Below are 26,017 nucleotides of genomic sequence, written 5' to 3' on the forward strand. Positions count from 1 at the left end.
GCTCAGGTCAGCTGCGCCACCAGGTCCTCGACCGTGTCGACCGGCCGCTGACAGACGAAACCCCGGCAGACGTACGCGGCGGACCCGCCGTCGAGCAACGGCCGGTCGGCCAGCAGCGGTACGCCGGCCTGGTCCGGCTGCCCGGCCACGATCACCGCGCCGGGCGGGGCGTGCCGGTGCGCCGCCGCGACCAGCGGGTCACCGGCGGGGTCGGCGGTGACCACCGCGATCTCGTACGGCCCGGAGAGCAGCGCCTCGCCCACCGTCGCCGCGTAGCCGGTGAACCGGGCGTGCCGCCCGACGATCGGCGCGACGGTGGACAGGGCCGCCTCGGCGACCTCCCGGTAGCGGGTCTGCCCGGTCAACGCCGAGTACGCCACAAGCGCGGCAGCGATCGCGGAACGCCCCGAGGGGGTGGCGTTGTCGGTCGGATCGGCGGGGCGGGCCACCAGCTGCTCGGCGTCGTCGGCGGTGTCGTAGAACGCGCCACCGGGGGCGGCGAAGTGCGCCAGCGCGGTGTCCAGCAGTTGCCCGGCCCACTCCAGCCAACGTCCTTCACCGGTGACCTGGTGCATGGCGCAGAACGCCTCGGCCACGCAGCCGTAGTCCTCGAGCACGCCGGCCGGCTCGCCGACCCGACCGTCCCGCGAGGCGCGCCGCAGCCGCCCGTCGACCAGGTGCACCCGGGCGAGGTACTCGGCGGTGTCGCGCATCGCGCCGTCGGCGACGATGGTGACCCCCTCCAGCAGGTTGGCCTCCCCCTCGGTGCCGATCCGACCGGAGGTCTCGACCAGCCGGACGAACTCGGCGAGCGCGGTGACGGCCAGGCCGTTCCAGGCGGCCACCACCTTGTCGTCGCGAGCCGGCTGCGGGCGGGTGTCCCGGGCGGCGAGCAGCCGGCGTACGACGTCCTGCCAGCGCTCCCGTACGGCCGGGTCGGCGTCGTCGACGTCGCGGGCCAGCTTCAGCACGCTGGTGCCGTGCTCGAAGGTGCCGCTCTCGGTGACAGCGAACAGGTCGGCGGCCCACCGGCCGTCCTCGTCGCCCAGCACCTCGACGAGTTGGGCCGGCGTCCAGACGTAGGTGAGCCCTTCGACGCCTTCGGTGTCGGCGTCCAGCGCGGAGGCGAACCCCTGGCCGGGTCGGTGCAGCTCGTCGGCGAGGAACCGGGCGATGTCCCGGGCCACCCGCAGTGCCAGCGCGTCACCGGTGAGCCGCCACAGCTGGGTGTAGACCCGCAGCAGCAGCGCGTTGTCGTAGAGCATCTTCTCGAAGTGCGGCACGGTCCAGTGCCCGTCCACCGAGTACCGGGCGAAGCCGCCGGCGAGCTGGTCGTGGATGCCGCCCCGGGCCATCGCCTCGCAGGTGTGCCGGACCATCTCCAGGCTCTGCGGCGAGCCGGTGCGCTGGTGGTGGCGGAGCAGGAAGAGCAGGTTCAGGTGCGGCGGGAACTTCGGTGCGCCACCGAAGCCGCCGTTGGTCTCGTCGTACTCGCTTGCCAGTTGGGTGGCGGCGGCGTCGAGCAGGTCGGCGGTGAGCGGGGCGGTGGGGCCGCCGACGGCCTGGGCCCCGCCGACCGCCTCGACCACCGCGGCACCCTGCCGCAGTACGGCGTCGCGCTGCTCACGCCACGCGGTGCCGACCGACTCCAGCAGCCGGACGAAGTTCTGCCGGGGGAAGTACGTTCCACAGTAGAACGGGGTGCCGTCCGGGGTCGCGAAGACCGTCATCGGCCAGCCACCCTGGCCGGTCATCGCCTGGGTGGCGGTCATGTAGACCGCGTCGACGTCGGGCCGCTCCTCACGGTCCACCTTGATCGACACGAAGCCCTCGTTGAGCAGCCGACCGACACCCTCGTTCTCGAACGACTCGTGCGCCATGACGTGACACCAGTGACACGCGGAGTAACCGACTGAGATCAACACCGGCACGTCGCGCCGCTTGGCCTCGGCGAACGCCTCGTCACACCAGGGCCACCAGTCCACCGGATTGTCCGCGTGCTGGAGCAGGTAGGGGCTTGTGGCGTGAGCGAGTCGATTCACCCCCCGACCCTACCCATCCGCCACCGTCCGTCATGAGGTTGGCGGCACAGGTTGAGCGCAGGAGTCAGGAGGCACCGTCGGCGCGCAGCGGGAGGACGTTTGTAGGGGTCTGGCGGGCCAGGGAGTTGAGCACGGCGGCGATCTTGTCGGCGGGCATCGGCTTGAAGAAGTGGTAGCCCTGGGCGGCGGTGCAACCCAGCTCGGTCAGGGCCGAGCGTTGGGCGGCGGTCTCCACGCCCTCGGCCACCACCCGCAGGCCCAGCTCGTGGGCCATCCCGACGGTGTAGCGCACGATGGCCGCCGCCTCGGGCGACTCACCCATCCGCAGGACGAACGAACGGTCGACCTTGAGTTCGTCCACGGCGACGCGGGCGAGGAAGCTGAGCGAGGAGAAGCCGGTGCCGAAGTCGTCGACCGCCAGTTGGACGCCCATCGCCCGCAGGGCGGAGAGCACCTGGTCGATGACCTCCAGCTCGCTCATCACCACGGTTTCGGTGATCTCCAGGACCAGCCGGCCCGCCGGCACCTGATGCCGGCACAACGCCTCGGCGATCTCGTTGGGCAACCGGGGGTCCAGCAGACTCCGGGCGGAGAGGTTGACGGAGATGGGGATGTCCAGACCCTCGCAGGCCCAACCGGCGGCCACCGCCAACGCCTTGTCCAGTACGTACCGGGTGAAGCTGCCCAGCTGGTCGCTGTTCTCCACCGCCCGGATGAAGTCAGCGGGACTGAGCAGGCCCCGGCGTGGATGTCGCCACCGGATCAACGCTTCCACGCCGGTCGGCGCCCCGGTGGCCAGGTCCACTGCCGGCTGCAACACCAGGACCAGCTGGTCGTCGGTCTGCAACGCCTCACGCAGCTCGGCGAGCAGGGCCAGCTGATCGGTGCTTGCCGCATCCCGCGTGCTGTCGTACGTGGCCACGCTTTCGCCACCCGACTTGGCCTGGTACATCGCGATGTCGGCTCGGCGCAGCAACTCGGTCAGGTCGGCGGTGCCGGCGGCGGCGACCACCACCCCGACGGACACCTCGACGGACATCCGCACCCCGGCCACCTCGGCCGGCGCGGCCAGCCGCTCGGCGACCTCCCGCGCCTGACGCAGGGCGTACGCCAGCGCAGCGGTGTGGTCCCCCAGCACCGGCACCGACGTCAGCAGCAGCGCGAACTCGTCTCCGCCGAGCCGGGCCAGCAGGTCACCGGGGCGGGTCAGGGCGGTGAGCCGGTTGGCGGTCAGCCGCAACAACTGGTCGCCGGCCGCGTGCCCGAGCGTGTCGTTGACCTCTTTGAACTGGTCGACGTCCAGCAGCAGCAGCGCGACCGGATGATCGTGGGCGAGCTGCCGCAGCGCCTGATCACCCTGGCTGAGCAGGGCGGCCCGGTTGACCAGCCCGGTCAACGGATCGTGCACCGCCTCGTACGACGAACGCGCGGTGACCAGTCGCAGCTCCCGGTGCGTCGCCGCGTCGTGCAGCGCGGCGGCCAAGGCGTCGGCGTACGCGGCGAGGGCGTCGCGTTCCCGCCCGCTGGACGGGGCGGTACGCGGCAGACGCACCCGCAGCCGGCCCACCCGGGTGTCGCCCACCGACAGGTCACGGACCAGTTCTTCCGAGTCGGCCACGTCCCTGGGCGGCGGTATCTCGCGGTCGACCAGGCGCCCACCGGGGTCGCCCCGGTAGCGCCACCAGCGCCCGTCGGCCCGGGCCACCTCCACGTCGACGATCTCCGCCTCGAACAGCGCCAGCGCGCCGGTGACCCCCGCCACCGCCACCCCGCGCTCGTCGAGTTGGTTGAGCGCTGCCGTGGCCTCGGCGAACGACCGCCACGTGCGTCGCTCGCGGTCGTCGCGCAGCCGCTGCCGGTACGTCTGCTGCAGCAGCCAGAGCAGGACGGGCAGCAGCAACAACCACCGCAGGTCGATCTCGATGAGCACCACGACGAGTACGCCGACCACCAGGTTGCCGACGAACATCAGCAGCTTGCCGCGCAGCGCGGCGAGCAGCGGGCGGCCGATCGACATGCCGTGGCGTACCGACAGCATGAACCCGCCCAGCGCCGCGCCCGCCAGCAGATAGGTGACCGCCCCGGCGGTGACCGCGAGCGCGAGTGCCGGCGTCAGGGGGGCCAGCAGCGGCTGACCGATGGCGGTGGTGACTGCCACCGCCAGCGCGACGGCGGCCGTCTGGGCCCCGGCGATGCGGGCGACCTCCCAGGTGGTCCGGCCTTCGTCCACGATGGTCATGGCCGTCCAGGCCAGCGCGACGCCGAGCATGGCCGCTGCGGGCAGCCACCCGGGCGGCACCAGGTGCAGGCAGACGATCAGCGCCGCCTCGGCCCAGGTGACGCTGACGACGCCGGCGGCGGCCCGGAACCGCAACCGGGCCAGCTGCGACAGGGCGAAGGCGGCCACCGCGATGCCGAACCGGGCCGGCCCACCGAGCGGGTCGTCGACCGGTAGCCGCGCGGGGAGACTCAGACCGACGACGGCCGCGACAAGTGCGGTGCACAGGACTGCGGCCGTGAGCAGATGCAACCCGAGTGGGGTTCCACGGCCATCGGGCCGATCGATCGAGTGACCGGCCCTGCCGGAGGTCACCGACCTCCTCCTGCCGGCCGACGGGAGGACACGTGAGCGGCGGACACGATCGCCATGCTCATCGACGCCCCCTCCCGCGCAGCTTGAGGACTTCCGGTCCCCCGGCGGAAGGCTAAGCCAAACGCGGTGGTCGCAACAGGGGGCGACCATCCGGTTCGACGTGAATCATGCCCCGCTCAACCGTCCCGGTGCTGCTGGTGCCGGTTGGCGGCGTCCACGGATGAATCCGCCGTGACGGTCCCATCTGTCGGATCACTGACCGTCCGGCCCGCGGCGTCCCGGCGCACTTCGGGCTGCTGGGCGGGGAACTCGTCGGGCAGCCTGCGCAGGCGGGCGTTCATGTTACGGATCAACAGCACGGTCGCGGCGCCCAGAACCAGGATGAGGAACAGGCCCATCGGACCGGCCAGACCACCCGTCCGGGTGTCCCCGAAGTTGTTCTGCGCGAGCACCTGGACAGCGGTCAGCATGGAATTCCTCCGAAATGCGGTATCCGGCCAGGATAACCGGCCGGCAGGTCAGCGGGCATGGGCCGTCTGCCGTACGCCCGCGAACAGGTCGGACTCGGGCAGCGGGCTGTCGACCAGCGACCGGGCCAGCTGGAAGTCCTCCGTCGGCCAGGCCCGCTGCTGAAGCTCCATCGGCACCTGGAACCAGAAGCCGTCCGGGTCGACCTGGGTGGCGTGGGCCCGCAGCGCGTCGTCCCGAACCGGGAAGTATTCGGCGCAATCCACCCGGGTGGTGATCCGGGGACCCTTGTCGATGCGGCCCTCCCAGCGGGTCAGCCACTCCTCGTACGGGGACTCGGCCCCGGTGGCCAGGATGGCCTCGTGCAACGCCAGGATCTTGCCCTTGGAGAACCCGATGTCGTAGTAGAGCTTCAGCGGCTGCCACGGCTCGCCCAGCTCGGGGTAGCGCTCCGCGTCACCGGCCGCCTCGAAGGCCGCCACGCTGATCTTGTGGCACATGATGTGGTCGGGGTGCGGGTAGCCACCCTCCTCGTCGTACGTGGTGACGACGTGCGGGCGGAACTCACGCATCAGGCGCACCAGCGGACCGGCGGCCACCTCGACATCCTGCAGGGCGAAGCAGCCCTCGGGCAGCGGCGGCAGCGGATCGCCCTCGGGCAGGCCCGAGTCGACGAAGCCCAGCCAGGCCTGCTCGACGCCGAGGATGGCGCGAGCCGCGTCCATCTCGGCCCGGCGGATGTCGCCGATGTTGGCCCACACCTCCGGTCGATCGAGCTTGGGATTGAGAACACTGCCGCGCTCGCCGCCGGTGCACGTCACGACCAGCACGTCCACACCCTCGGCGACGTACTTCGCCATGGTCGCGGCGCCCTTGCTCGATTCGTCGTCGGGATGTGCGTGGACGGCCATGAGTCGAAGTTGCTCTGCCAACGTCGGCGCTCCTCGTCTCTGCCCAGTGATCGTCCACCCGCCGGGCCACCCTGGCCTGCGGGATTCCTGCCCGTCGCGGTGCGGGCCCGCGCCAGCCTGTCATATTTGACGTCAGCCATCATTGGCACCAGGCACTCTTGACGCCACGGAACCCAGAAGAACCGGGCCGCCACGAGAAGCCGAGCAGCCATGAAGACCGAGCAGCCATGAAAGACCGAGCCGGGCAGAAGGACGAACCTCCGCCATTCTTGCCCATACCGCCGACAACAACGCCAGGAGATACCCGCCGGTGACCGAGACGCACGCCACAATCCCACCGGGCGCGCCCGTGTTCCCGCCCGGCCGGTACGGACGCCGCCGGGAGCCGGGCCGCCGTCGACCCCTGCTGACCGTCCTTCTGGTGGTCGTTTCGGTGGCCGCGCTCACCGCCGTCTCGGTCCGGCTCTACCGGCAGTACGGTGACCCGACGTACGACGCCCAGGTGATCACCTACACCGACATCACGGACAACCAGGTGGTGGTCGACTTCCGGGTGAACCTGCCGGAGGGCGGGTCGGCGGTGTGTCTGCTGCGGGCCCGCGACAACGCCGGCGCGGAGGTCGCCCGCGAGGAGGTCCCGGTGACTGCGGCCGAAGGGCAACGCCAGGTCACCGTCCGGCATCGGCTGACCACCACTGCACGCCCCTTCATCGGCGAAGTGGTCCGCTGCCGCCCGCCGGCCTGAGGCCACCGGGTCCGTCCGGCCGCCCCCCGTCGGTCCGCCCGGCGGGGGAGGTGGGCGGCGTGATCGCCGACACTCCTTGTCGTACGACACTGGTAACTTAAAGGTTCACCTGTCAGCCAGCACGCACAACCGAGGAGGACCGCCTGTGTCCAATGGCAACGAGGCGCCCGCCACCTGGCTGTCCCAGGACGCGTACGACCGCCTGAAGGCCGAGCTCGACGAGTTGATCGCCAACCGGCCGATCATCGCCGCCGAGATCAACGCCCGGCGCGAGGAAGGCGACCTGCGCGAGAACGGCGGCTACCACGCCGCCCGTGAGGAGCAGGGCAAGGCCGAGGGACGCATTCTTTACCTGAAGGAGCTGCTCCGCACGGCCCAGGTCGGTGAGGCACCGACCGTCGACGCGGTGGCCCCCGGGATGGTCGTGACGATCTACTTCGACGACGACGCCGACGACACAGAGACATTCCTGCTCGGCTCCCGGGAGATCGCCTCGACCACCGATCTCACGGTCTACAGCCCCGAGTCGGCGCTCGGCAAGGCGATCCTGGGCGGCAAGGCCGGCCAGACCTGCACCTACACCGCGCCCAGCGGCGCGGACATCAAGGTGACAGTGGTCAGCTTCGAGCCGTTCTCCGGCTGACTCCCACCCGGCGTCGCGAGCGCCGGCACCCGCGTTACGGAGGCGTGACACCCCACGGTGTCACGCCTCCGGCGCGATGGTCACCTGATAGCCACTGTCCCGCAGGGCACCGATCAGCTTCACGGAGTGCTCCACCCCCCGGGTCTCCACCGACAGGGCCACCTCGACCTCGCCGAGGCCCAGGCGCGGGTTGGCCCGCTGGTGCACGACGTCGACCACGTTGGCCCGGTGCTCGGCGATCTCACTCAACAGTGAGGCCAACTGCCCCGGCCGATCCGAACAGCGCACCGTGATCCGCAGATAACGACCGGCCGCCGCCAGTCCGTGCTCGATGACCCGCAGCATCAGCAGCGGATCGATGTTGCCGCCGGAGAGCACCGCCACCACCGGGGTCTGCACCTCGACCACACCGGCCAGCAGGGCGGCCACCCCCACCGCACCGGCCGGCTCCACCACCTGCTTGCCGCGCTCCAGCAGCATCAGCAGCGCCCGGGAGATGTCCTCCTCGGTCACCGTGACGACCTCGTCGACGAGCTTGCTGACGTGGGCGAAGGTGATCTCGCCGGGTCGGCCCACCGCGATACCGTCGGCGATCGTCGCGAAGGCGGGCAGGCGTAGCGGCTCGCCCGCCTTCAGTGACGGCGGGAAGGCGGCGGCCCCGGCCGCCTGCACCCCGATCACCCGCACGTCCGGGCGCAGCGCCTTGACCGCCACCGCCATCCCGGAGATCAGTCCACCGCCACCGACCCCGGTGACGATCGTCTTCACCTCCGGGCACTGCTCCAGGATCTCCAACGCCACAGTGCCCTGTCCGGCGATGACGTCCTGGTGGTCGAACGGATGGATCAGCACCGCGCCGGTCCGCTCGGCGTACGCCTGTGCGGCGATCAGGGACTCGTCGACGTTGGCGCCGACCAGTTCGACCTGGGCGCCGTACCCCTTGGTGGCGGCGACCTTCGGCAGTGGCGCGTTCACCGGCATGAAGACCGTGGCCCGGGCGCCGACCAGCCCGGCGGCCAGGGCCACCCCCTGGGCGTGGTTGCCGGCGCTCGCGGCGACCACCCCGCGCTCCCGCTCCGCCGTCGACAGCCGCGAGATCCGCACGTACGCGCCCCGCACCTTGTACGACCCCGCCCGCTGCAGGTTCTCGCACTTGAGCCAGGCCGGTCCGCCGAGCTCAGCGCTCAGCGGACGGGACGGCTCCAGCGGGGTGGTACGGGTGACGCCGGCGATCAGTTCCCGCGCTGCTCGCACGTCGTCCAGGCTGACAAGTTCCGTCATGCCCCGATCGTGCCACCCAGCCCGTGGGATGCCGGCAGCGCCCGGCACGCCCGCGGCTCACACCGCCGCGCGCGGTGGGTGGGTCACGCGGTGGCCGGTGAGCCGGTGCCGACCCGGGGATAGCCGGGGGCGTGCCGGGACCAGGGGGCCTCCATCTCGAACTGGCCGGCGACGCCGAGCAGGAGCAGCTCCGAGCCGGGTGGCCCGACCAGTTGCACGGCCAGCGGCAGCCCGTCCGGGCGCCGGCCCACCGGCACCACCAGGGCGGGCAGCCCGGCCACGTTCCAGGGCGCGGCGTACGGGGCGTACCTGATGCTGGCCAGCATGTTCGCCTGCCAGGACCGGGCCGACCAGCTGGTGGCCGGCGGCGGTGCGGCGGCCAGCGCCGGGGTGAGCAGCAGGTCCACCGAGTGGTCGGTGAAGAAGCCGACGGAACGCTCACGCCAGGCGAGCCGGTCGGCCTCCCGGACGTACCCCCGTCGCAAGGCCCATTCGCCGAGTGCCACGTGTCGCCGGCTGCGCGGTTGCAGGCTGCGTCGCTCGACTCCGGCGGCCCGCACGTCCGCAGCGGCGGCGGCGAACCAGGTGGCGATGCCCTGCAGGCCGAGCGCGGTCGGATAGACCGGGTCGGCGGGCACGGTGTCGTGCCCGGCGGCGGCGAGCAGCCGGCCGGCGGCGGCCACCGCGTCCCGGTTCGGAGCGTCGGCCGAGACGCCCCGCACCGGCGAGCGCAGCGAGACGCCGACGCGCAGCCGCTGCGGCGGAACCAGCTTCTGCTGGGCGCGGCCGGCGAGCACCTGGAAGCCGACCGCCGCGTCGGCGACGGTGGTGCTGAGCATGCCGTGCTCGGTCAGCCCGAACCAGTCCTCCGCGCCGAGTTGGCAGGGCACCACGCCACGGCCGGGCTTCAGGCCGACCAGACCACAGCAGGCCGCCGGGATCCGGATCGAACCGAGCCCGTCGTTGCCGTGCGCGATCGGCACCAGCCCGGCCGCCACGGCCGCCGCCGCGCCACCGGACGAGCCGCCGGGGGTACGCGTCAGGTCCCACGGGTTGCGGGTGACCCCGGTGTCGTCGTCGGTCACCGCCCACAGGCCCAGCTCGGGCATCCGGGTCACCCCGAGGATCACCGCGCCGGCACCACGCAGTCGGCGGACCACCTCGTGGTCGGCCTCGGCCACGGAGGTACGCACCGTCGCGGAGCCGTTCCAGGTGGGCACGCCGGCGACCGCAGTGTTCTCCTTGACCGCCACCGGCACCCCGGCCAGCGGCAGGTTCGCCAGGTCCTCCTGCTCGTCGACCTTCTCCGCCTCGGTGACCGCCTCCCCGCCACGCACCGTACGGAACGCGGCGAGGTCGGCGTCGGCCTTCGCGATGTGGTCGAGATGGTCGGCCAGCACCTGGGTGGCCGAGACGTCTCCTCGGCGTACCCCTCGGGCGATCTGTTTGGCGGTCGCCCCCACCCAGGTCGGCATGATGTCCTGCACGGCCACCCTCCCAGCCAGCGGTCAGCCCAGCGCCTGCTCCAGATCGGCGAGCAGGTCTTCGACCGTCTCGATGCCGACAGACAGTCGCACGAGATCGCCGGGAACTTCAAGCGGCGAGCCGGCAGCACTCGCGTGTGTCATCCGGCCCGGGTGCTCGATCAGGGATTCCACCCCGCCGAGCGACTCGGCGAGCACGAAGAGCTTGGCCCGGTTGCAGATCTCGACGGCGTGCTCCTCGCCGCCGGCGGCCCGGAACGAGATCATCCCGCCGAACCGGCGCATCTGCTTGGCCGCGACCTCGTGTCCAGGGTGGCTGGGCAGCCCCGGGTAGAGCACCTGGGCCACCTTGGCGTGCCCGTCCAGGTACCCGGCGATCCGCTCGGCGTTGTCGCAGTGCCGGTCCATCCGTACACCGAGGGTCTTGATCCCGCGCAGGGTCAGCCAGGCGTCGAACGGACCGTTTACCGCGCCCATCGCGTTCTGGTGGTAGCGCAGTTCCTCGCCGAGCGCGGCGTCGGCCGCCACCAGGGCACCACCGACCACATCGGAGTGTCCGCCGATGTACTTGGTGGTGGAGTGGACCACCACGTCGGCGCCGAGGGCGATCGGCTGCTGCAGGTACGGCGAGGCGAAGGTGTTGTCGACCACCAGCAGCGCGCCCGCGTCGTGCGCCACCGAGGCGAGGGTGGCGATGTCGGCGATGCCGAGCAGCGGGTTGGTCGGCGTCTCCAGCCAGACGATCCTGGTGCTGCCGGGCCGGATCGCGGCCCGCACGGCATCCGGGTCGGAGACCTTCGCCGGGGTGTACGAAAGTCCCCACCGCTCGGCCACCTTGGCGAAGAGCCGGTAGGTGCCGCCGTACGCGTCGTCGGGGATGACCACGTGGTCACCGGGGACGCAGACGGTACGCAGCAGGGCGTCCTCGGCGGCCAGGCCACTGGCGAAGGCCAGCCCGACCGGCCCGCCCTCCAGCGCGGCCAGGCACTCCTGCAGCGCGTCGCGGGTCGGGTTGCCGGAACGGCTGTATTCGTAGCCCTGTCGGGGCGCACCGACGGCGTCCTGGGCGTACGTGCTGGTCTGGTAAATAGGTGGGATCACCGCGCCGGTGCGGGCGTCCGGGTCCTGGCCGGCGTGGATGGCGAGCGTGTCGAAGCCGTGACTCATGCCCGGAACGTTAGTCGTCCAGTCCGTCCCAACGGACGGAACCCGTCACCCGCGCGGCGGCGCGATCCCGGGCGACGGCGACTTCACCGGGGGCACCGCCATCCCGATGCCCGTCGGCCTGTGGTGAGCGACGGGATCGGAGAGTTGCCCTAGCCTGGGGCGATGGCGGGCTGCGTGTTCTGCGGGATCGTGGCGGGCGAGATGCCCGCCTTCCGGGTCGTGGACGAGCCGGCCGGGTTGGCCTTCCTGGACACCCGGCCGGTGTTCAAGGGACACGTGCTGGTGGTGCCCCGCACCCACCTGGTCACCCTCGCTGACCTGCCGCCCGAGTCACTGGCCGACTACTTCGGGCTGGTCCGGCGGCTCGCCGTCGCGGTCGAGGCCGGGCTGGGCGCGGGCGGCACCTTCGTGGCGATGAACAATAAGGTGTCCCAGTCCGTCCCCCACCTGCACACCCACGTGGTGCCTCGCACTAAGGGGGACGGCCTGCGCGGCTTCTTCTGGCCGCGGACCCGCTACGCCGACGACGCCGAAGCCACCTCGTACGCCGACCGGATCCGTGCCGCCCTGCCCTGACGACCCCGGCCTCGTACCCCGAAATTGTTCGTTCAGGTTATTTCCCCGCTGCCGAACAAATTCGATTCCAGGAGTACGCGGAGACACGTTGGCGGCGGGAGCGGGCCTGACCGGCGGCGGGGCGGGTAAGGAAGTACGGTCCGCCGGTGTTGCACGGCGGGGAAGGGTACGAAAGGAGTCCCATCGTGTTCCTCCGCCGCATGAAGGCCGAGATGATCTCCCCTGACCGGGCGCTGCCCGGCCGTCCGATAGCCATGCCGGTCGCCGACCGGCACGAGGTGCTCGGCACCCCGCTGAAGGGCCCGTTCCCCGAGGGGTCGCAGGTCGCGGTCTTCGGTATGGGGTGTTTCTGGGGCGCCGAGCGGTTGTTCTGGACCCTGCCGGGCGTGTTCACCACCTCGGCCGGTTACGCGGGTGGCTACACCCCGAACCCGACCTACGAGGAGGTCTGCTCCGGGATGACCGGGCACGCCGAGGTTGTCCAGGTCGTCTACGACCCGGCCCGGATCAGCTACGAGGACCTGCTCAAGGTCTTCTGGGAGAACCACGACCCGACCCAGGGCATGCGCCAGGGCAACGACGTGGGCACCCAGTACCGGTCGACGATCTACGCCACCACCGACGACCAGTTGGCGACGGCCGAGGCGTCCCGCGACGCGTTCGCGCCGATCGTGGCGCGCGCGGGCAAGGGCGAGATCACCACGGAGATCGACCGGCTCGGTGACTACTACCTGGCCGAGGACTATCACCAGCAGTACCTCGCCCCGACCAAGAACCCGAACGGCTACTGCAACCATGGCCCGAACGGGATGAGCTGCCCGGTCGGCGTGGCCAGGACGGCCTGAGCTTGCGGTAGTTCTGGCGCGGGTCCACGGGATCCGCGCCAGAACTGCCAACCTGGGCCGGGGCCGGCGAGGCCCCGGGCGTTGTCTCGGGGGCGGTATTGCTGCACGCTTCCCCTATGCGGACGATGGGCTACCCCGGCGAGTTTCGCGACGCGCCGTGGACGACGATCGAAGCCCGACTCGCCGAGTGGTGCGCCCGGTCGCCGCAGATGCGACCCATGCTTGACATCGTCAGGAGCGTCCTAGCCTCAGGAGCCGATGCCCACCTGGCCGGGTTGTTGTCCATGACGGACCTGGTCGTGGTCCCGACCCCGGTGATCAGCCCGCCGTACGACGAAGTGATCGTCCGGTACCAGGGCCCATGGATCACGGTCGAGACGCTGACCCACAACGGCAGGAACGACCGCATCCAGCGCCCGGCCGAGGACGCTGTCCCCCTGTTCTGGCGCTTCATGATCGAGAAGTTTGGAATCCATCCGTCACCCAGCGGAGCGCCACCGGACGAAGAACTGGCCGGTACCGCCGGCTGAGCACGACCAGTAAGCGAAAAGGGGCCCGGTCTCACCGACCGGGCCTCTCGCTACGCGCCGGGTATTAGGGCGTACGTCACAGTGCGAAGAGCCAGCCGACTCGGGCATCCGGGCACGATGCGGCAGCCGACGCTTGAGGTCACGAACGAGGGCGCAGGCAGGTTACGCGGGGCGCGGATTCTAGCAAGTCTGTTACAGGACTGTCATTGTCTCAACAGGCAGACTGCAACATCCTCTGGCAGCATGTTCTGACATGTGCGGACTGGCTGGGGAATTCCGAACGGACGCGACGCGCGCAGATGTCATCGCGGTGGAACGGATGGCCGCCACGATGTGCGACCGCGGGCCTGACGGCAGCGGAGTGTGGTCGAACGGCCCGGTCGCGCTCGGCCACCGACGCCTGAAGATCATCGACCTTTCGGCGGCCAGCGGTCAGCCCATCGTGGATTCGACCACCGGGCTGTCGGCCGTCTTCAACGGCTGCATCTACAACTACCGCGAGCTGCGCGCCGAACTGTCGGCCAAGGGCCACCAGTTCTTCTCGACCGGGGACAGCGAGGTCGTGGTCAAGGCGTACGCCGAGTGGGGGCTCGACTTCGTCGACCACCTGATCGGGATGTTCGCCGTGGCGATCAGCGAGCGGGACAGCGGTCGCCTGGTACTCGCCCGGGACCGGCTCGGCATCAAGCCGCTCTACCTCGCCGAATCAGCAGGTGTGCTGCGGTTCGCCAGCACCCTGCCCGCCCTGCTGGCCGGCGGCGGCGTGGACACCACGATCGACCCGGTCGCGCTGGCGCACTATCTGAGCTTCCACAGCATCGTGCCGCCGCCGCGCACCATCCTGCGCGGGGTCAGCAAGCTGCCACCGGCCACCGTCCGGGTCTACGAGCCCGACGGCCGCAGCCACGAGCGGATCTACTGGAACCCGCCGTTCCTGCGCCGCGACGAGCACGCCGACTGGTCCGAGAAGGACTGGCAGGACGCCCTGCTCGAATCCCTGACCACCGCCGTACGCCGACGGATGGTGGCCGACGTGCCGGTCGGCGTGCTGCTCTCCGGTGGCTTGGACTCCAGCCTGGTGGTCGCACTGCTGGCCGGCGAGGGACAGCGGGGACTGTCCACCTTCTCCATCGGTTTCGACGCGGTCGGCGGCCGGGAGGGTGACGAGTTCCGCTACTCCGACGTGGTCGCCAAGACCTTCGACACCGACCACCACCAGATCCGGGTCGCCGCCCAGGATCTGGTGCCGCCGCTGGAGGCCGCCGTCGCGGCCATGAGCGAGCCCATGGTCAGCCACGACTGCGTGGCGTTCTACCTGCTCAGTCAGGAGGTGTCCCGGCACGTCAAGGTGGTGCAGTCCGGCCAGGGCGCCGACGAGATCCTCGGCGGCTACCACTGGTATCCGCCGCTGCACCGCATCGACCGCGAGCAGGCCCTCGACACGTACGCCCGGGCGTTCTTCGACCGGGACGCGGCCGGCCTGGCCCGGGTGCTCAACCCGGACTGGCTGGCCGAGGGGGACCCGGCGCGGGAGTTCGTCGCCGCGCACCTGGCCGCCCCCGGCGCGCAGACCGCCGTCGACGCCGGCCTGCGTATCGACACCCAGATCATGCTGACCGACGATCCGGTCAAGCGGGTCGACAACATGACAATGGCGCACGGGCTGGAGGCCCGGGTGCCTTTCCTGGATCACGAGTTCGTGGAACTGGCCGCCGCCTGCCCGCCCGAGCTGAAGCTCGCCCAGGGCGGCAAGGGCGTCCTCAAGGAGATCGGCCGCCGGGTGCTGCCGCACGAGGTGATCGACCGGCCGAAGGGTTACTTCCCGGTGCCGGGCCTCACCCACCTGGAGGGCAAGCTCCTCGACCGGGTACGGGACGCGTTGCACGCGCCCGAGGCCCGTCGCCGCGACCTTTTCCGCCCCGATTACGTCAACGCCCTGCTCGACGCACCCAACGCCGAACTGACCCCGTTGAACGGAAACAAACTGTGGCAACTCGGACTCCTGGAAATGTGGCTCCAGAGCCACGGAATCGACTGACCGTGACCGACACCCTGGCCACCGGGGTAGCTCGGACCGACCGGGGCCGCGGACGGCGGTACGAGCGGGTCGGCCCGGGCGGTGATCCGATCGCCGCAGGCGGCAGCGCCGACCCCGGCGAGGACGCCGAACGCCCGCGCGACGACGCAGGTGTCGTGCTCGACTGCGGCTGGGGGCGGCTGGTCTTCGGCCAGACCTTCCACGACCAGGCTGCGGTCGCCGACATCCTGCGCTCCGAGGCGGCCGGCGCCCGCGACATCTGCATCTACCTGCGGGATCCGCACGTGTTGGTGTCCCGCCTGCCCGACGAGTTGTTCATCGACCCGTCGCTGACCTACCGGCTGCCGCTGTACGGCCCCCGGGCCGACACCGGCACCGGCGAGCAGACCGGCAGCGCCGGCACCCCGGCGCTCACCGGCGGCCCACCGGAGCTGCCGGGGGTGCGCATCCGTCGGCTGCGCGACGCCGCCGACGCGGACGCGGTCAACCGGATCTACGCGTCCAACGGCATGGTCACCGCACCGGTCGAGGTGCTCGTGGACAACGCCGCCACCGACCGCTTCCTGCACCTGGTGGCGGAGGTGACGACCGGCGAGATCGTCGGCACCATCACCGGCATCGACCACGTCGCGGTCTTCGACGACCCGGACAACGGTGCCAGCCTCTGGTGCCTGACCGTCGACTTCAACCAGGCGCCGCCGGGCACCGGCCAGGCGCTGATCACCGAGCTGGCCGCCCGGCTGGTCGCCCGGGGTCGGGCGTACGTCGACCTGTCGGTGCTCGCCGAGAACGTCGGCGCGATCCGCCTCTACGAGCGACTCGGCTTCTACCGCACCGCGACGCTCTGCGTGAAGCGCAAGAACCCGATCAACGAACGGCTGTTCCTGCCCGCCATGCCGGAGGGGTACGACCAGCTCAACCCGTACGCGAAGATCGTCGCTGACGAGGCGATGCGGCGCGGCATCCGGGTGGAGGTGACCGACCCGCAGTGGGGTGAGCTGCGGCTGTCCACCGGTGGCCGGACGATCCTCACCCGCGAGTCGCTGTCCGAGCTGACCTCGGCGGTGGCGATGAGCCGCTGCGACGACAAACGGGTCACCCGCCGGATCCTGGCCGAGGCCGGGCTGTCCGTGCCGCGCGGACGCACCGCCACCGGGGACGCCGCCGACGCCGAGTTCCTGGCCGAGGTGGGCGAGTTGGTCGTCAAGCCGGCCCGCGGCGAGCAGGGCAACGGCATCACCGTCGGGGTCAGGACGCCCGAGGCGCTGGCCGCCGCGGTCGAGCTGGCCGCACGGTACTGCACGGAGGTGCTGCTGGAGGAGCTGTGCGCCGGTGAGGACCTCCGGGTGGTCATGATCGATCACGAGGTGGTGGCCGCTGCGGTCCGCCGTCCCGCGTCGGTCACCGGTGACGGGGTGCACGACATCGCCGAGCTGATCGAGCGGCAGAGCCGTCGTCGGGCCGCCGCCACCGGTGGCGAGTCCCGCATCCCGCTTGACGACATGACCCGCGACGTGGTCGCCGAGGCCGGGTACGCGCTGCACGACGTCCTGCCCGAGGGGCAGGTGCTGGCCGTACGCCGCACCGCGAACCTGCACACCGGCGGCACCATCCACGACGTCACCGGGGAGCTGCATCCGGTGATCGCCGAGGCGTGCGTGGCCGCCAGCCGGGCCCTGGACATCCCGGTCACCGGTCTGGACCTGCTGGTACCGGCACCGGATCAGCCCGAGCACGTCTTCATCGAGGCCAACGAGCGGCCCGGGTTGGCCAACCACGAGCCGCAGCCCACCGCGGAACGGTTCGTGGATCTCCTCTTTCCCGGGACGCGGGCACCGCAACGGCTCTGGACCCCGGCGGGTGCGGCACCATCTGGGGCATGACCGTACGCAAGACCATTCCGCTGCCGCTCGACCTGGACTACCTGCACCAAGTGCTGCTCGAACTGCTGGACATCCCCAGCCCTTCGGGGCGTACCGACCACGTGCAGCAGTACGTCGGCGAGCGGTTGTCCGCGCTCGGCATCCCGTCGACGTTGACCCGCCGGGGTGCGCTCAGCGCCTGCCTGCCCGGCCCTCGGGAGCACGGGGCGGACCGGGCGATCGTGGTGCACACCGACACCATCGGCGGGATGGTCAAGCGGCTCAAGGAGAACGGCCGGCTCGAACTCAAGCCGATCGGCACGCACAGCGCCCGGTTCGCCGAAGGAGCCCACGTCCGGATCTTCACCGACGACCTGGAGCGGGTGATCACCGGTCAGGTGCTGCCGCTCAAGGCCAGCGGCCACCGCTACAACGAGGCGGTCGACGAGCAGGGCATCGGCTGGGAGCAGGTCGAGGTACGCGTCGACGAGCCGGTGGAGGACATCGACGGCCTGCGGGCGCTCGGCATCGACGCGGGCGACTTCGTGGCGTTCCTGCCCAACCCGACCGTCACCCCCAGCGGGTACGTCAAGTCCCGTCACCTGGACGACAAGGCCGGGGTGGCCGCGGTGCTCACCGCGATCAAGGCGATGGTCGACGCAGGGGTGCAGCCGGCCGTCACCGCGCACCTGCTGATCACCGTGACCGAGGAGATCGGCCACGGTGCCTCGCACGGCCTCGACCCGGACGTCGCGGAGATCGTCTCCGTCGACGCCGCGGTGGTCGCCCCCGGGCAGCAGTCCCGGGAGGACGCCGCCACCCTGGCCATGGGCGACGGGGTGGGCCCGTTCGACTACCACCTCACCCGCAACCTGGCCGCCATCGCCCGGGAGCACGGCGTGGAGCTGGTCCGCGACGTCTTCGACTACTACCGCTCGGACGTGGCGGCGGCGGTGGAGGCCGGCGCGCACGCCCGGGTGGCGCTGCTCGGCTTCGGTGTCGACGCCACCCACGGCCACGAACGCACCCACCTGGAAGGGCTGCGGCAGCTGGCCCAACTGCTCTGCCTCTACCTGCAGAGCGACCTGGTCTTCCCGGAGTGGGACGCCGAGCCCGAGGGTGACCTGGCGAACTTCCCGTCCCTGTCGGTGCAGCCGGCCAGCGAGGACGGCCCCCGCGAGGGTCCGATCGGTATCGCCCCCGGCTCGTGACCCGCCGGCCCCGGCATTCCCGGGGCGGCTGTGATCGAAATCCGTTGCCGCCGGCTTCGACGCTGGATAGCGTGGCGGTACACGGGAAAGGAGGTGGTCCAGACTTGTATAGCAATCGGACTCGTGAGGTGGCTGTCCGCTAGCCGCTGTCCTCGACAGTGACCGTCTGATCCCAGGCGGGCAGTAAGAAGTCGTCGAGACCGTGTGGCAGCGGTGCGGCGAAACCACGACAAGCCACCCGACCCCCGGGGTGCCGACCCAGTCCAGTCGGCCCGCGTCCGCGCGGAAGCCCCGGGGGTCGCTTCATTCCACGGGAGGCCGCCGTGTCGATGCGTGAGCTGGTGGTGCTCGGTACGGCCAGCCAGGCCCCGACCCGGGCCCGCAACCACAACGGGTACGTGCTGCGCTGGGACGACGAGGTGATCCTCTTCGACCCGGGAGAGGGCAGCCAGCGGCAACTGCTGCACACCACGGTCACCGCCACCGACCTGACCCGGATCTGCATCACCCACTTCCACGGCGACCACTGCCTCGGCCTGCCCGGCACCATCCAGCGGCTCTCCCTGGACCGGGTCTCCCGCCCGGTGGCGGTGCACTTCCCGGCCGAGGGTGCCGAGTACTTCGCCCGACTGCGGCACGCCAGCTCCTTCTACGAGACCGCCGAGCTGGCGGTGACGCCGATCGAGGCGGACGGGCAGCGCATCGCGTTGCGCTGCGGCACGCTGGAGGCCCGTCGACTGCGGCACCCGATCGACACGTACGGCTATCGGCTGGTGGAGCCGGACGGCTGCCGGATGCTGCCGGAGCGGCTGGCCGCGTACGGCATCGGTGGGCCGGCGGTCGGCGAGTTGCAGCGCGTCGGCCACCTCGACCTCGACGGGCGACGCGTCACCCGCGACGAGGTGAGCGTGCCGCGACCGGGGCAGCGGTTCGCCTTCGTGATGGACACCGGCCTCTGCGACGGGGTGTACGCGCTGGCCGAGCAGGCCGACCTGCTGGTGATCGAGTCGACCTTCCTGGAGTCGGAGGCGGCGCTCGCCGCCGAGGTAGGCCACCTGACCGCCGGCCAGGCCGCGCGGGTGGCGGCCGAGTCGGGGGTACGCCGTCTCGTGCTCACCCACTTCTCCCAGCGGTACGCCGACCCGCGCCGCTTCGCCGACGAGGCCCGCGCCCACTTCGACGGCGACCTGGTGATCGCCGAGGACCTCACCACCGTGCAGGTCCCACCCCGGCGGGTACCCTCGGCTGGGTGACTGTCACGCTGCGTGCCGCGACCGCTGACGATATCGCCGCGGTGGGCCGGCTCCACCAGCGTTCGCGGGTCGCCGCGTACTCGTCGATCCTGCCGCCCGAGGCACTTGCCGACCCGACACCGGAGGCGATGGCCGAGTACTGGACGCTCCGGTGGAGCTATGAGCGGACCGACCACCGGATGACCGTGGCCGAGCGGGACGGCACCCTGGTCGGCTTCAGCTACCTCGGGCCGGACGACGAGGACGACCCGGACACCGGCCTGCTCAACGCCATCCACCTGGAGCCGGCCGAGCGTGGTCGCGGCGTCGGCCGGACCTTGATGATCGACGCGCTGGCCGCCATGGGCCGGCGCGGTTGGCGCCGCGCGGTGCTCTGGGTGTTGCGCGACAACGCGCACGCCCGCCGCTTCTACGAGCGCGGCGGCTGGCAACGGACCGGGCTGGAACGCGACGAGACGGTCGGCCGCTTCCCCGTCCGCCAACTCCGCTACACCCGCGACCTGATGTAAGGAAGGGCACCCTGTTAACGCCTGCGGTAGAGGAAGGGCCCCCTGTTAACACTCGGTCCCGCAACGGGCGGGCGGGTGTTAACAGGGGGCCCCTGCTATGCATAGGGCGTTAAAAGGGTGCCCTTCCTTACACCTCAGCGAGCGCCGAGGTGGGCGAGCAGGTCCTGACGGGTGAGGACGCCCTTGGGCTTGCCGTCGATCAACACCAGGGCGGCGTCGGACTTCTCCAGCAGGTTGACCGCCTCGCTGACCGGCTGGCCACCACCGACCATCGGCAGCGGCGGTGCCATGTGCCGCTCGATCGTGTCGTGCAGCTGGGCCTGGCCGGTGAACAGGGCGTCGAGCAGGTCCCGCTCGGCGATCGAGCCGGCCACCTCGCCGGTCACCACGGGCGGCTCGGCCTTGAGCACCGGCAACTGCGAGACGCCGTACTCGCGCATGTAGTCGACCGCGTCCCGGACCGTCTCGGTCGGGTGGACGTGCACCAGCTCGGGCAGGCCACCCGGCTTACCGGCCAGCGCCTCGGCCACGGTCGGCTCGGAGCCGGAGTTGTCGAGGAAGCCGTACCGGGCCATCCAGGTGTCGTTGAAGATCTTGGAGAGGTAGCCCCGGCCGCCGTCCGGCAGCAGCACCACGACCACGTCGTCCGGGCCGGCGGAGCGGGCCACCTCCAGCGCGGCCACCGCCGCCATCCCGCAGGAGCCGCCGACCAGCAGGCCCTCCTCGCGGGCCAGCCGCCGGGTCATCTCGAAGGACTGCTTGTCCGAAACCTCGATGATCTGGTCGGCCACGCTGCGGTCGTACGTCTCCGGCCAGAAGTCCTCACCGACGCCCTCGACCAGGTACGGACGGCCGGTGCCGCCGGAGTAGACCGAGCCCTCCGGGTCCGCGCCGATGACCTTCACCGTCCCGCCGGAGGCCTCCTTGAGGTACCGGCCGATGCCGGAGATGGTGCCGCCGGTGCCGACGCCGGCCACGAAGTGGGTGATCCGCCCCTCGGTCTGCTTCCACAGCTCCGGGCCGGTCACCTCGTAGTGCGAACGCGGGTTCGCCGGGTTGGAATACTGGTTGGGCTTCCAGGCCCCGGGGATCTCCCGGGCCAGCCGGTCGGAGACGTTGTAGTACGAGCGAGGGTCCTCCGGCGCGACGGCGGTCGGGCAGACCACCACCTCGGCGCCGTACGCCCGCAGCACGTCCTGCTTGTCCTGGCTGACCTTGTCTGGGCAGACGAAGACGCACTTGTAGCCCTTGAGCTGGGCCACCAGGGCCAGCCCGACGCCGGTGTTGCCGCTGGTCGGCTCGACGATGGTGCCACCAGGCTTGAGGATGCCCGCGGCCTCCGCGTCCTCCACCATGCGCAGCGCGATCCGGTCCTTCACCGACCCGCCGGGGTTGAGGTACTCCACCTTCGCCAACACGGTGGCCTGGATGCCCTCGGCCACGTTGCGCAGCCGCACCAGCGGGGTGTTGCCGATCAACTCGACGACGTTGTCGTAGTACTGCACCTCGTTGTGCCCTTTCCTTCGACGCCGGCGCCGCAGGCCTGGCGAGGTATCTGGCGTGAAAATCCCGCGCCAAGAGTACGTGGATCAGGGCACCACGTGACCAGGGACCACGGTGCTGGTGCGGGCCTCCCACTCCAGGAACCGCTCGGTCTCGGCGAGCACGGCCCCGGCCAGCCAGGTCACCATCACCGCATCGTCGATCAACCCGAACACCGTCAGGAACAACTCCGGGACCGCGTCGACCGGGGAGACGATGTACGCCGTCGCCGCCGTCATCATGGCCAGTCGAAGGCCCCCGTCGTACCGGCCACGGGCAGTGGCGGCGATCATCCTGGGCAGCGCGCCGATCCGCGCGCCGAGCGACGGTCCGCCCCGCGCGCCGGCGGTCAGTGCCCTGCCCAGGGCCACGAAGGCGGCACCCCGCTTCAACGTCCTAGCCATCGTCTTGCTCCTCTCCACGTGCAGCGTGACGACCCGACGCAACACCCTGCAATCAAATACCCAGAGCTGTCAGTTTCCAGGCCAGCGGGTGCAGTTGGCGAGCACCGCGGAACGTCGTACCGGCGCGCTAATGTCGCCCTATGGGGGCCGTTGGTTCTGTCGTACCGGACCGTCCGCGTTTGCAGCGCGCCTGGCGGGTGGCCCGACTGGCCGCGTTCGGCACCGGCGCCACCGCGGCGGCTGCGGCCGCCGCCACCGGCATTCTGCTCGGTCAGGCCCGTCAGGCCCGCCGCACCATCCCGATGGCCGAGGCACCGCCACCGCGCTGCGACGGGGTCTACGGGGCCAAGTGTCCCGGCCCGGCGCTCAACCTGGTCGTGCTCGGCGACTCCTCCGCCGCCGGCTACGGCGTGCACCGCCGCCGGGAGACGCCCGGCGCACTACTGGCCACCGGCCTGTCCCGGCGGCTGCAACGCCCGGTGCGGCTGCGCTGCTTCGCGGTGGTCGGTGCCATCTCCGCCGGCCTCAAGTTCCAGGTCGAGGCGGCGCTGGAGGGCGACCCGGACATCGCGGTCATCCTGATCGGCGGCAACGACGTGACGAACCGTGCCCCCCTCGGCCTGGCCGTGCGACACCTCGTCGAGGGGGTCCGGGCACTGCGTGCGGCAGGTGCCGAGGTCGTCGTCGGCACCTGCCCTGACCTGGGCACGATCCGCCCCATCCAGCCACCGCTGCGCTGGCTGGCCCGCCGGTGGAGCCGCCAACTCGCCGCCGCCCAGACCGTGGCCGTGGTCTCGGCCGGCGGCTGGACGGTCTCCCTCGGCGATCTGCTGGGGCCACGTTTCACCGCCGAGCCGGGGCGAATGTTCGCCTGGGACCGGTTCCATCCCTCCGCTGAGGGGTACGCGGTGGCAGCCGCCGCCATTCTGCCCACCGCGCTGGCCGCACTCGGCCATGGAGCGGAACGCAGGCCTTCGCCAACCCGCGTCGAAGGCGTACGGTCGTTGCCGAAGGCCGCTCACGAAGCGGCGAGGCATCCGGGGACGGAGGTCAGCGGCACGCAGGTCCGTGGCAGCGAGAGCGGTCCGGGCGGCCGCTGGGCGCAACTGCGTCGCCGAGGGCTGTTCGGTGTCGGTGCGGTGTCACAACCGGCCGGTGCCGACTCACCCGCAGTGGAGGAACTCAGATGACCGAGCGGACGATGCTCCCGTTCACCCGTGCTACCCGGGCCGGGGCAGCACGATGAACAGCACCCCCGGCGGCCGGCTTGCCGGCTGGCTGGCCCGTACGGCCGCAGCCTCCCTGCTCGCCGGCACGATCGGCGGCGCGGCGGTGCTCGCCGGGCAGGCCGTGGTGGCCCGCAGCCGCCGCTACGCCCAGCCCGAGCTGGGTCTGGCGCTGCGTGCCACGGTCGGCCGCACCGGGGCCCCGCCGCTACGACTGGTGCTGCTCGGTGATTCGTCCGCTCTCGGGGTCGGCGTCGATCGGCTCGGCGACACCATCGGCGGGCAGTTGGCCGAGCTTCTCGCGGAAGGTCCGGCGGGGCGTCAGGTGCGGCTGTCCAGCGTCGGTGTATCCGGGTCACGCTCCACAGACCTGGCTACCCAGGTGGCCCGGGCGCTGCTCGGCGAGCAGCCGGACGTGGCGGTCATCCTGATCGGGGCGAACGACGCCACCACACTGCGCCGCCCGGCCGACGCCGCCGCCTACCTCGGCGCGGCCGTGCACCGGCTCCGCCAGGCCGGCGTCGAGGTCGTCGTCGGCACCTGCCCGGATCTCGGCGCGGTACGCGCCATCGCTCCACCGCTGCGGCAGATCGTCGGCTGGGTCGGCCGCCAGGTCGGCCGCGCCCAGACCAAGGCGGTCCTCGATGCCGGCGGGACGGTGGTCGATCTGGCCGCCGAGACCGGCCAGGTGTTCCGGGCAGACCCTGGCACGTTCTGCCACGACGGCTACCACCCCTCCGCCGACGGCTACCGCGTCTGGGCGCACGCGCTCCTGCCGGCGGTGGCCGCCGCAGCGGCCGTCTCTCCCCGCCGCTGACCGCCACCGGCCGCTTCCCTCGCAAGTTACTGGCGCGTTAACGTTGGGTCATGCCGATTGAGTCGCCACGCGATGCCGTGATCGTCGCCACCGCCCGCTCGCCCATCGGTCGGGCGCACAAGGGCTCCCTCCGTGACCTCCGCCCCGACGACCTCGCCGCCACCATCGTGCAGGCCGCCCTGGACAAGCTCCCCCAGCTCGACCGGCAGGAGATCGACGACCTCTACCTGGGATGCGGTCTGCCCGGCGGCGAGCAGGGCTTCAACATGGCCCGCGTGGTCACCATCCTGATGGGCTTGGACCAGGTGCCCGGCGCGACCCTCACCCGCTACTGCGCCTCGTCGCTGCAGACCACCCGGATGGCGATGCACGCGATCCGGGCCGGTGAGGGCGACGTGTTCATCTCCGCCGGGGTCGAGGCCGTCTCCCGGTACGCCCGGGGCAGCTCCGACGGCCTGCCGCCGGAGGCGCAGGCCCTCGTGGGCCGCTGGGAGAACCCGCGCTTCGCCGAGGCGCGCAAGCGCTCCAAGGCCCGCTCCGAGGGCGACGCACCGGTCTGGACCGACCCGCGCGACGAGGGCGCGCTCCCCGACGTCTACCTCGCCATGGGGCAGACCGCGGAAAACCTGGCCCAGGTGTACGACATCTCCCGCGCGGACATGGACGAGTTCGGCGTACGCAGCCAGAACCTGGCCGAGAAGGCGATCGCGGACGGCTTCTGGGCCCGCGAGATCACCCCGGTGACCACCCCGGACGGCACGGTGGTCAGCACCGACGACGGCCCGCGTGCCGGGGTGACCCTGGAAGCCGTCTCCGCCCTCAAGCCGGTCTTCCGGCCGGACGGCCGGATCACCGCCGGCAACTGCTGCCCGCTCAACGACGGGGCCGCCGCCGTGGTCATCATGAGCGCCCAGCGGGCACAGAAACTGGGCATCACCCCACTGGCCCGGATCATCTCCACCGGCGTCACCGCGCTGTCCCCGGAAATCATGGGACTCGGCCCGGTCGAGGCGAGCCGGCAGGCACTCAAGCGGGCCGGCATGACCATCGACGACGTCGACCTCGTCGAGATCAACGAGGCGTTCGCCGCCCAGGTCATCCCGTCGTACCGCCAGCTCGGGATCCCCGAGGAGAAGCTGAACGTGATGGGCGGGGCGATCGCCGTCGGCCACCCGTTCGGGATGACCGGCGCGCGGATCACCGGAACCCTGCTCAACGCCCTCCAGTGGCACGACAAGACCATCGGTCTGGAGACCATGTGCGTCGGCGGCGGACAGGGCATGGCCATGGTCCTGGAACGCCTCAGCTGAGCATCAGCCGACCGGGAACCGGCTCACAGTTGGGCCGGTTCCCGATCGTTCTACCTGTTCGGAGCCGGCCAGAGACCGGCTTGGGCGGCCTGCTCGGCGGCGGCCTTGTCGCGCCTGTTCGAACTGCGGTCCCCGCAGAACGCGGCTCGCCCACCTGCTCGGCGGCGGTTTCCGCAGAATGCGGCTCGCCCGCCTGGTCGGCGGCGGTCCTCTCAGAGCGCGGCTCGGGTCGCGGCCACCTCGGCCGTGGCCCGGGCCAGGACTTCGTCGGACGGACCGGCGGCGAGCAGGTCGGCCGCGACCACCCGGAGCTGGTCGGCCAGAGCCAGGTCGTTGTCGAGCCGAGGGACGGGCCGACGTGGTTGCTCCTCCGCATCGGCCGCCAGATCAGCGATGTCCTGAACCAGCCGATACACCAGATCGGCCCGTGACACCTCGCCGGCCGAGGCGACAACGGACCATCGCCCCTGCTGCCAGTGCCCCACCTGCCGCACCAGCAACTCCACGCCCCGCCCCAACTCCACATCCCCCACCCCAAAACCCTACCCACCACCCCACCC

General features: G+C 71.4%; 23 protein-coding genes. 13 read left to right on the forward strand and 10 right to left on the reverse strand.

Annotated elements, in window-relative coordinates; translation table 11 throughout:
• Positions 1-2: 2 nt before the first annotated feature.
• From C1A38_RS22060 to mca, 4 genes are all read right to left on the reverse strand, one after another.
• Positions 3-2,042, reverse strand: a complete 2,040-nt coding sequence (locus C1A38_RS22060) for a thioredoxin domain-containing protein (RefSeq protein WP_102659663.1) — start codon at positions 2,040-2,042, stop codon at positions 3-5.
• A gap of 64 nt (positions 2,043-2,106) precedes the next feature.
• The gene (locus C1A38_RS22065; RefSeq protein WP_502696949.1) at positions 2,107-4,635 is read right to left on the reverse strand and encodes a putative bifunctional diguanylate cyclase/phosphodiesterase; all 2,529 of its coding nucleotides are present in this window, start codon (positions 4,633-4,635) and stop codon (positions 2,107-2,109) included.
• A 176-nt stretch (positions 4,636-4,811) separates the two neighbouring features.
• Positions 4,812-5,105 carry a hypothetical protein gene (locus tag C1A38_RS22070; RefSeq protein WP_102659664.1) on the reverse strand — a complete coding sequence of 98 codons (294 nt, stop codon included), beginning with the start codon at positions 5,103-5,105 and terminating at the stop codon, positions 4,812-4,814.
• A gap of 48 nt (positions 5,106-5,153) precedes the next feature.
• The gene (gene mca / locus C1A38_RS22075) at positions 5,154-6,014 is read right to left on the reverse strand and encodes a mycothiol conjugate amidase Mca (protein WP_199180281.1); all 861 of its coding nucleotides are present in this window, start codon (positions 6,012-6,014) and stop codon (positions 5,154-5,156) included.
• Positions 6,015-6,324: 310 nt separating this feature from the next.
• Here mca and C1A38_RS22080 point away from each other — a divergent pair, with 310 nt between their 5' ends.
• Together C1A38_RS22080 and greA are read left to right on the forward strand one after the other, a co-directional pair.
• Positions 6,325-6,759, forward strand: a complete 435-nt coding sequence (locus tag C1A38_RS22080; RefSeq protein ID WP_102659666.1) for a DUF4307 domain-containing protein — start codon at positions 6,325-6,327, stop codon at positions 6,757-6,759.
• A 145-nt stretch (positions 6,760-6,904) separates the two neighbouring features.
• Positions 6,905-7,402, forward strand: a complete 498-nt coding sequence (gene greA, locus C1A38_RS22085; protein ID WP_102659667.1) for a transcription elongation factor GreA — start codon at positions 6,905-6,907, stop codon at positions 7,400-7,402.
• Positions 7,403-7,462: 60 nt separating this feature from the next.
• Here the strand turns inward: greA and ilvA are convergent, their stop codons facing one another.
• From ilvA to C1A38_RS22100, 3 genes are all read right to left on the reverse strand, one after another.
• Positions 7,463-8,683: a threonine ammonia-lyase gene (gene ilvA, locus C1A38_RS22090; RefSeq protein WP_102659668.1), complete on the reverse strand. Its 1,221-nt coding sequence runs from the start codon at positions 8,681-8,683 to the stop codon at positions 7,463-7,465.
• Positions 8,684-8,766: 83 nt separating this feature from the next.
• Complete coding sequence (locus C1A38_RS22095) at positions 8,767-10,176, reverse strand: amidase (RefSeq protein WP_102659669.1); 1,410 nt, start codon at positions 10,174-10,176, stop codon at positions 8,767-8,769.
• Between the two features lie 15 nt (positions 10,177-10,191).
• Positions 10,192-11,334, reverse strand: coding sequence for a cystathionine gamma-synthase (locus tag C1A38_RS22100; RefSeq protein ID WP_102659670.1), 1,143 nt, complete (start codon positions 11,332-11,334; stop codon positions 10,192-10,194).
• A gap of 162 nt (positions 11,335-11,496) precedes the next feature.
• Between C1A38_RS22100 and C1A38_RS22105 the strand changes: the two genes are divergently transcribed.
• From C1A38_RS22105 to C1A38_RS22140, 8 genes are all read left to right on the forward strand, one after another.
• Entirely contained in the window at positions 11,497-11,910 is a 414-nt protein-coding gene (locus C1A38_RS22105) for an HIT family protein (protein ID WP_102659671.1), read from the forward strand.
• Positions 11,911-12,095: 185 nt separating this feature from the next.
• Positions 12,096-12,755 carry a peptide-methionine (S)-S-oxide reductase MsrA gene (gene msrA / locus C1A38_RS22110; protein WP_102659672.1) on the forward strand — a complete coding sequence of 220 codons (660 nt, stop codon included), beginning with the start codon at positions 12,096-12,098 and terminating at the stop codon, positions 12,753-12,755.
• A gap of 284 nt (positions 12,756-13,039) precedes the next feature.
• Positions 13,040-13,285, forward strand: a complete 246-nt coding sequence (locus C1A38_RS30920) for a hypothetical protein (protein ID WP_146017594.1) — start codon at positions 13,040-13,042, stop codon at positions 13,283-13,285.
• A 253-nt stretch (positions 13,286-13,538) separates the two neighbouring features.
• Complete coding sequence (locus C1A38_RS22120; RefSeq protein ID WP_102659674.1) at positions 13,539-15,323, forward strand: N-acetylglutaminylglutamine amidotransferase; 1,785 nt, start codon at positions 13,539-13,541, stop codon at positions 15,321-15,323.
• A 2-nt stretch (positions 15,324-15,325) separates the two neighbouring features.
• Positions 15,326-17,206, forward strand: coding sequence for an N-acetylglutaminylglutamine synthetase (gene ngg / locus C1A38_RS22125; protein WP_102659675.1), 1,881 nt, complete (start codon positions 15,326-15,328; stop codon positions 17,204-17,206).
• Complete coding sequence (locus C1A38_RS22130) at positions 17,203-18,396, forward strand: osmoprotectant NAGGN system M42 family peptidase (protein WP_102659676.1); 1,194 nt, start codon at positions 17,203-17,205, stop codon at positions 18,394-18,396. Before ngg ends, C1A38_RS22130 begins: the two co-directional genes overlap by 4 nt.
• A 323-nt stretch (positions 18,397-18,719) precedes the next feature.
• Positions 18,720-19,649, forward strand: coding sequence for a ribonuclease Z (locus tag C1A38_RS22135; RefSeq protein ID WP_102659677.1), 930 nt, complete (start codon positions 18,720-18,722; stop codon positions 19,647-19,649).
• Complete coding sequence (locus C1A38_RS22140; protein WP_102659678.1) at positions 19,646-20,158, forward strand: GNAT family N-acetyltransferase; 513 nt, start codon at positions 19,646-19,648, stop codon at positions 20,156-20,158. Before C1A38_RS22135 ends, C1A38_RS22140 begins: the two co-directional genes overlap by 4 nt.
• Positions 20,159-20,292: 134 nt before the next feature.
• On the opposite strand, the gene C1A38_RS22145 is transcribed toward C1A38_RS22140, so the two are convergent.
• Together C1A38_RS22145 and C1A38_RS22150 are read right to left on the reverse strand one after the other, a co-directional pair.
• Positions 20,293-21,663, reverse strand: coding sequence for a cystathionine beta-synthase (locus C1A38_RS22145; RefSeq protein WP_102659679.1), 1,371 nt, complete (start codon positions 21,661-21,663; stop codon positions 20,293-20,295).
• An 84-nt stretch (positions 21,664-21,747) separates the two neighbouring features.
• Entirely contained in the window at positions 21,748-22,104 is a 357-nt protein-coding gene (locus tag C1A38_RS22150) for a YkvA family protein (protein WP_013731647.1), read from the reverse strand.
• Positions 22,105-22,244: 140 nt separating this feature from the next.
• On the opposite strand from C1A38_RS22150, the gene C1A38_RS22155 reads away from it, so the two are divergent.
• The 3 genes from C1A38_RS22155 to C1A38_RS22165 are packed head-to-tail and all read left to right on the forward strand — an operon-like array spanning position 22,245 to position 25,457.
• Positions 22,245-23,294: an SGNH/GDSL hydrolase family protein gene (locus C1A38_RS22155; protein WP_102659680.1), complete on the forward strand. Its 1,050-nt coding sequence runs from the start codon at positions 22,245-22,247 to the stop codon at positions 23,292-23,294.
• Positions 23,295-23,346: 52 nt separating this feature from the next.
• On the forward strand, positions 23,347-24,147 hold the full coding sequence (locus C1A38_RS22160) for an SGNH/GDSL hydrolase family protein (protein ID WP_102659681.1): 801 nt from the start codon (positions 23,347-23,349) through the stop codon (positions 24,145-24,147).
• Positions 24,148-24,197: 50 nt separating this feature from the next.
• Positions 24,198-25,457, forward strand: coding sequence for an acetyl-CoA C-acetyltransferase (locus C1A38_RS22165; protein ID WP_102659682.1), 1,260 nt, complete (start codon positions 24,198-24,200; stop codon positions 25,455-25,457).
• A gap of 212 nt (positions 25,458-25,669) precedes the next feature.
• Here C1A38_RS22165 and C1A38_RS22170 read toward each other — a convergent pair whose 3' ends face one another.
• Positions 25,670-25,963 (reverse strand): hypothetical protein, encoded by a 294-nt coding sequence (locus C1A38_RS22170; RefSeq protein WP_102659684.1) that lies wholly within the window; start codon positions 25,961-25,963, stop codon positions 25,670-25,672.
• Positions 25,964-26,017 lie beyond the last annotated feature (54 nt).

The sequence above is a fragment of the Verrucosispora sp. ts21 genome (assembly GCF_002879555.1).
Taxonomy (GTDB): Bacteria; Actinomycetota; Actinomycetes; order Mycobacteriales; family Micromonosporaceae; genus Micromonospora; species Micromonospora gifhornensis.